At 71.3% G+C, this 6,000-nt stretch carries 3 protein-coding genes and 1 pseudogene; 2 read left to right on the forward strand and 2 right to left on the reverse strand.

Features of this window, described 5'->3' with window-relative positions:
- Positions 1–417 precede the first annotated feature (417 nt).
- A complete protein-coding gene (locus tag SZN_RS11795) occupies positions 418–1,830 on the forward strand; it encodes a hypothetical protein (protein ID WP_244313336.1) in 1,413 nt (470 codons plus the stop codon).
- On the opposite strand, the gene SZN_RS11800 is transcribed toward SZN_RS11795, so the two are convergent.
- Together SZN_RS11800 and SZN_RS11805 are read right to left on the reverse strand one after the other, a co-directional pair.
- Positions 1,802–3,940: a tetratricopeptide repeat protein gene (locus SZN_RS11800; protein ID WP_007494593.1), complete on the reverse strand. Its 2,139-nt coding sequence runs from the start codon at positions 3,938–3,940 to the stop codon at positions 1,802–1,804. The genes SZN_RS11795 and SZN_RS11800 overlap by 29 nt on opposite strands.
- 435 nt (positions 3,941–4,375) lie before the next feature.
- The gene (locus SZN_RS11805; RefSeq protein WP_007494594.1) at positions 4,376–4,918 is read right to left on the reverse strand and encodes a GNAT family N-acetyltransferase; all 543 of its coding nucleotides are present in this window, start codon (positions 4,916–4,918) and stop codon (positions 4,376–4,378) included.
- 508 nt (positions 4,919–5,426) lie between these two features.
- On the opposite strand from SZN_RS11805, the pseudogene SZN_RS42470 reads away from it, so the two are divergent.
- Positions 5,427–6,000: pseudogene (locus tag SZN_RS42470) on the forward strand (hypothetical protein); the annotation flags it as partial.

The following is a 6,000-nucleotide window of genomic DNA, read 5'->3' on the forward strand; positions in this document are numbered from 1 at the left end:
AGCGCTTGCACCGGCTTGGTTAGGCTGCGCTCACGCACGGGGCGCCATGCGCGCCAGGAGGAGGCAGGGTGAGCGAGGGACGGACCGGATGGCTCCGCGTGCCGGTGGGGCGCGGATCGACCGGATGGGCGACTCGCGGGCACTGCCGGAAAGTGCTGCTGATCGTCCACAACGTGACCTCGGCCACCCGCTTGCTGGACGTGCTGCCGCTGTTCCGTGACGACCTGCGTGTGCAACTCCTCGCGACCTGCACCGGCTCCTCGCCGTTCCAGTCGGGAGTGAACGACTTGCTGACGCGCGTGGGGGTGCCGGTACTGCCCTGGGACCAGGCATTGCGCACTCCGGTCGATCTGGCGCTGGCCGCCAGTTTCGGCGGCGAAATGCAGGACATCCAGGGCGAATTGACAATAATTTCCCATGGAGTTGGCTACAATAAAATACTCCGCCAGCCGGGCAGCCGGGCAGCCGGGCAGCCGGGCAGCCGGGCAGCCGGGCAGCCGGGCAGCCGGGCCGGTTTTCGGGCTTTCCTCCGAGTGGCTGCTGGCAGCGGACGGCGTCCCTGTCGCGGACGTGCTGGTGCTCTCGCATCCCGAACAGATCGAGCGGTTGCGAAACGCCTGCCCGCAAGCAGGCCCGACAGCGGTGCTCGCGGGAGATCCCTGCTTCGACAGGATGCTGGCGGCGCGCCCGTACCGGGAGCGCTTCCGCAGGGCGTTGGGTGTGAGACGCGGGCAGCGGCTGGTGGTGCTCAACTCAACGTGGAACCCCGAGTCGTTGTTCGGGGACGGTGGCGGCGAGGACGTACTGCCCCTTCTCCTGCCGAAGTTGACCGCCGAACTCGCCGCGGACGAGCACCGGACAGCGGCAGTACTGCATCCCAACATCTGGCACGGCCACGGGCCCGGACAAATCCGGTCGTGGCTGGACAGGGCGCAACGCGGCGGCCTGACGCTCGTCGATCCGCTGGAGGGGTGGCAGCAGGCACTGCTGGCGGCGGACGCCGTGCTGGGCGACTTCGGGTCGGTCTCGTACTATGCCGCGGCCCTCGGCATCCCCGTCCTGCTCGGAACCGCGGCACTCACCGGTCTGGCCGCCGATTCACCGGTGGCCGACTTCGTGCGGAAAGCACCGCGGCTGGACCCGCACGCGCCGCTGCGGCCCCAGTTGGACACTCTGCTGGCCGCGCACCAACCGATGCGCGGGCCCGCCGAGTTCACGACTTCCGCCCCGGGTGAGGCGGCCGCCCGGCTGCGCCGCGTCTTCTACGACGTCATGGGGATGCCCGAGCCCCCGGCCCCGGCACTGCTCGACCCGCTGCCACTGCCCTCCTACGACCCACCGGTGCGCACGGCTCCGCTGCGGGTGCTGACGTCCGTGGTGGGTGCGACCGAGGTGTCGGTCACCCGCTACGCCGATCCGCGCCACGAACCGCAGGACCCGGGCGAAGCGCACACGGCGGTGCACGAGGACACCCTGGACCCCGGTCACCTGGCCACCGCCGATGTCATCTTCAGACACGGCTCACCCGACGACCCCAGGCTGGGCCCGCCCGAGTACTGGACCGCCGAGGTGCTGGAACGCCACCCCGGCTGCGCACTCGCCGCGTACGTCACCACCGCAGGCCGCTGCGTGGTGCGGACGAGGGACGGAGCGCTCCTGCACCTCGACGCCGAGGCGCAGGGAGCCGACCCGGCCGTCTACGCCTCCGCGTTGCACGCCTGGCTCGCCCTCGGCAAGGACCCCGCGGACCTGGCGGGCGGACTGACCGTGCGGACCGGCCGGACCGCCCATCGGGTGTCGGTCACCCGGGGGCGGGCCCCGGCTCGTTGACACAGCGATCACGCAGCGCTCGAAGGTGACGGACGTGGTAGCGGGCGTTCTCGCCCGCGAGCGCGTCGATCGCCTCGTCGATCAGCGGCAACGCCTCCGCCTGCCGCCCGGCACCGCGGTACGTCTCCGCCAGATCGGTGAGCGTGCGGGCCGTGTTGTACGGCTCCCTCTCGCGGAAGAACCCGAGAGCCGCCACCAGCAACTCCTCGGCCTCGTCCGGACGATGAAGGCCGTTCAGCGCGCGCCCCCGGTGCCGCTTCAGAAGGGCACGAGCACGGGGCTTGTCACGGTAGCCGTCGTCGCCGGGGCCGATCCGCTCCCAGATGCCGTCCGACTCGACGAACAGGTCGTGGGCATCGGGGAATCCCCACTGCCCCAGCCGCACAAGTCCCAGCGTCTCCACGGCGGTTGCCAGACCCCGCAGGTGTCCCGCCTGCCGCTCGGCCGCCGCAGCCGCCTCCGCCTGGATCCCGGCCTCGTCGAACCGTCGCGACTCGATCAGGGCCATCGCGTGCAGGGTGTGCATGCGCCCCGCCATCCGGGTGCCGGGACAGACGTCGTCAGCGACCCTCGTACCCACCCGAAGCGCCGGGAGGATCTCCTCGTGGCGCCCGTCCTTCAACTGGAGGGCCCACAGGGCCTCGCAGAGCTGACACGCGGTGTCCCCGAGACGGTACTCCTCGGCAGCGAACACCGCCTGCACGAGGTTTCCCAGTTCGGTGCCGAGGGCGGTGACCGCCTCGCCCTTCGAGGCGTACGGCCCGGGAGGCAGCTCGGCGAACAGGGGCCCCACGTGCCAGCGTTCCGGCAGGGCGGCGCGATCGGCGCGCACCGCGAACGCCAACAGCCACTCCACCGCGCGCGTGACGGCCCTGGAGCAGGCGGGGATGCCGTCCTCCTGTGCGGCGGCCCGCTCGGCGTGCCGCCGCACGGCGGGACGGAAGCGGTAGCGGCCCGTGCCGGTTCCGGTCTCCTCGACGAGCCCCTCCTCGGCGAACTCAGCGAGCAGCCGGGCGGCCTCGGCCTCCTCGACCTCGGCCATGGCCCCCGCCACGGCCGGGCTGAGCGCCGGCCACGGCCACAGCGCCGAAAGCCTGTACAGCCGGGCGGCGGTCGGCCCGAGCGTGCGGTACCGCTCCTGCGCGGCGGCGTGGGCGGGCTCGTTCCCGGACACGGTCGCAGTCCCCTCCTCTCCCAGGCGCGCTTCGAGCAGCGACGCGAACGTCCGCAACGCGTACGGGGATCCGCCGCATTGTTCGAGCACCTGCGCCAGCACGGCGCGGGCACGCGCTTCCTGAACGGTGCGCTTCCCCGCGACCTCGGTGAGCAGTTCGACGGCGTACTTCTCGGGCAGCGGCACCACCTCGACCGGTTCGGCGTCCGCCTGGGCGAGACGGCGGTGGGCGACGACGATGGTGAACACCCCGGGCGCCGAGGTGAGCAGCGGCGCCGCCTGTGCGGCACTCTGGACATGGTCGAGAACGATGAGCAGGCGCCGGTCCGCGACAAGCCGGCGGAAGAGATCCATCCGCTCCCCCAGACCCGGCGGGATGTCCTGCGGGCCCAACCCCAGGCTGCTCAGGGCTTGTCGGAGCGCCAGGGCAGGGTCCGGCACCCGGGCCAGGTCCACGTACAGTTGCCCGTCCGGATACCGCTGCAACTCGCGCCAGCCCCAGCGCAGGGCGAGTGAGGTGCCGCCCATCCCCTCGGGCCCGTACAGATGGACCCTGCGCGCACGTCCGTCGAACTTGCGCGACGCCTCGCGCGTAAGCCGCTTCATCTGCTTGTCGCGATCGACGAAACCCCGGACGCCCTCGGGCAGTTGCGGCGAGGTACGGATGCGCGCCTGGATCAACGCCCTGCCGACCACCGCGTCCACCTCGGCCAGCCCCCGCGCGTGCTCCGGACTGCGCAACGCCCCCTCGTACAACAGCCGGGCCAGTCCCTCCCACTCGGCGGGCCGCTCGGGGGCCGGCACCTCCCGCCCCGCGATCCGCCGCGCCAACCCGCCGATCATCAGGTACGCGTTCCGCCCCGCCTCGTTACCCATCCCCGCGCCCACGGCCCCCAGCATTGCCGTGACCGTCGCCAGCGATATGAGCTCCAGCATCCTGCGCTTCCCCGTCTCCACGCGCCACCCACCGGACGACGCACACCGGCCTGTAGGGCAACCGTATCCGGGAGACCCTGCACAACGGACGCACCCGCCACGACGAAGGGGGGTCTCGTACGGGGCGAGTTGAAGCACAGGACCAGAGCGAGCGCGCCCGCCATTCGAACATCTCAGCCGTCACATCGCATCCGGTTCACCACCCCACCACCGCATCGCCCGCACCCTCATCCGCTCCCGCCGACCCGCGAATCGAGACGAGGTCCAAAGTGGCAGGGATGCACGAACGCCAGCCGCGCACCCTCCACCCCCTCAACGCAAAGAACTCGCAAAGCCACTCTTAACGCCCTGGTCAGAAAGAGCCCTCCCCGCAGACGCGGGGGTGTTCCGACATGGGAGCGACGGGTCTTTCGTCGTGCCCGCTGAGCCGGCTGGTCAGTCGCGCCGATCCAGCAGCATCGCGCACAACTCCGGCGCTCCCTCGAACGGCACCGTTTCGCCCACTGTGCGGTAGCCCCAACGCTCGTACAGCGCCCGCACCTTCAGGTGATCCTTGTGTACGAGCAGGGTCACCCGTTCCTCCGGGCGCTCGCGTACGAGTTCGTCGTGGATCTGCCGCGAGGCCCCTGTGCCGCGCCACGGCCCACGCACCATCAGCTCGGACAGGGCGAAGGTCCGTGTACCTGTCTCCGAAGCAAGCATCCCGGGCAGAGGCGGGGTCACCCTCTCCCACCACGTCGTGGCCCCACTGAGCGGCGCCCCGTACGCATATCCGACAGGCTCGCCCTGGTCGTACCCGACGACGCACGCGAACCCGTCCTTCGACGACCAGCTGTCGACGAACTTGCTGAATGCCTCGCGCGGGGCGAGCGGATCATCAACGCCGGCGTACACCTCGTCGTGGACGTCCAAGAGGACCTCACGGATCGCGGCCACGTGCACATGCCGGTAGCGGCGCAATTCGAGTCCAGCGCGCATGTTGTTCACGTACGTCCTCCCTGGCTGGCGTCGGTGACCCGCGCGAGGCGCGCGGTGATGCGACTGCTTGCGATATGCCCCGAGTGGACCGCCGAGGCAGTCGCGGCAGCCAGCTCACGGTCGAGCCCGGACTGTGGTTCACGTACGCCGACTCGGACGTCCCCGTCGTCACGCAGTGGGACGACGGCCGTGGTTCTGCTCCAGGTATCGGGCGACGAACCGCGTGGCGGCTGCGCCCGCGGGCTGCGGGACGCCTGTGTGCACGCCCTGACAGGCATTCAGGTGAGGTGGGCCCGGGGCACCGCTGCCGGGGTGCGATCGACGGGAACGGCGTGGTGGGCGGGTGTCTCGGCGCCGGGACCGGCACCTTTCCGGCGCTACCCCATCCGGTGGCATATGACCCCGCCAGTGTTATTCATATCACCCCATTTCCTATCTATCTCACTGTCCGGCTCTTGGTGCTGACCCGCCGTCACGAGTCCCTGAACCAAGTCGAGGAGAGTGGAACATGAGGACACCGCCGCGATGGCGATCCGTTCTGGCGCCCACCGCCATGGCCGCCGCGCTCGCCGCTGCCGCGCTGGCGAGCGCGGGTGCCGCCTACGCCGAGGACCACGGCAGCCCGCACCCGTACCCGGACAAGCCGCACCAGGCGCACGCGCCGCAGGCGGCGTATCCGGCGAAGCCCGACCACCCGGGCAAGCCCGCGTACCCGGCGAAGCCCGTGCGGCCGGACCGTCCCGCGCATCCCGTGAAGCCCGGATATCCGGAGAAGCCCGCGCATCCCGTGAAGCCCGCCAAGCCCGAGTACCCGGCGCACCCGGCCAAGCCGGTGAAGCCCGAGTATCCGGCCAAGCCCGCTCACCCCGCGAAGCCCGCGTACCCTGCCAAGCCCGCGAAGCCGGAGTACCCCAGCAAGCCCGCCAAGCCCGCATACCCTGCCAAGCCGGTGTACCCCGCCAAGCCCGCCCACCCGGCGAAGCCCGCGTACCCGAGCAAGCCCGCCCACCCCGCGAAGCCCGCGAAGCCCGCGTACCCGGCCAAGCCCGCGTACCCTGCCAAGCCCGCGAAGCCGGAATACC

This window comes from Streptomyces zinciresistens K42, from assembly GCF_000225525.1.
Taxonomy (GTDB): Bacteria; Actinomycetota; Actinomycetes; order Streptomycetales; family Streptomycetaceae; genus Streptomyces; species Streptomyces zinciresistens.